A 702-nucleotide genomic window follows, 5' to 3' on the forward strand; every position below is an offset into this window, starting at 1 on the left:
GTCAAGGATCTCCTGGTTCCGCGCTTTGTCAGCCCGAATCGGGGCCGTATTAGCAGTCTTAATGTAACCAGGAGCAATTGCATTAACTTGTACTCCGTATGCCCCCAGCTCGCTAGCAAATGATTTGGTTAACCCCGCAACCCCGTGCTTAGAAGCAGTGTAGGATGGGATAAACTTGCCGCCTTGGAAAGAAAGCATTGAACCGATATTGATGATCTTCCCGTGACCTTGCTTAGCAAATACTTTTGCGGCAGCCATTGACATGTGATAAACCGCATTAAGATTAATATTAATCACAGCATCCCAATCTTCATCTTTTGATTCGAGGATTGGATTACGCTTAATCATTCCTGCATTATTGATCAAAATATCAAGATGCCCAAACGTCTTAATTGCTTGATCGACAACTTCTTGGGCCACACCTGGTTTAGTTAAGTCAACCTGCATGAACTTTACCTTGCGACCACGTTTTTCAATCATCTCTCGAGTATCATCCCAACCTTGCGTCCCATACGTTGGAATAAAAATATCGGCGCCGGCTTCAGCTAAAGCAACAGCATAACCTTGGCCTAACCCGGTGTTTCCACCAGTAATAATTGCGACTTTCCCGCTTAAATCGAAAGCAGACATTTTGAATTTATCAAGAGCAGCCTCATTTTGTTTAATTTCTTCTTGTGATTGAGCCATAAATATACCTTCTTT

General features: G+C 43.0%; 1 protein-coding gene. It reads right to left on the reverse strand.

The features are described from left to right. Positions 1 to 687: 2-dehydro-3-deoxy-D-gluconate 5-dehydrogenase KduD (gene kduD / locus DTK66_RS10910; protein WP_191668692.1), on the reverse strand; the 687-nt coding region annotated here is incomplete at its 3' end. Between the last annotated feature and the right edge of the window lie 15 nt (positions 688 to 702).

Source organism: Limosilactobacillus walteri, from assembly GCF_014830205.1.
Classification (GTDB): domain Bacteria; phylum Bacillota; class Bacilli; order Lactobacillales; family Lactobacillaceae; genus Limosilactobacillus; species Limosilactobacillus walteri.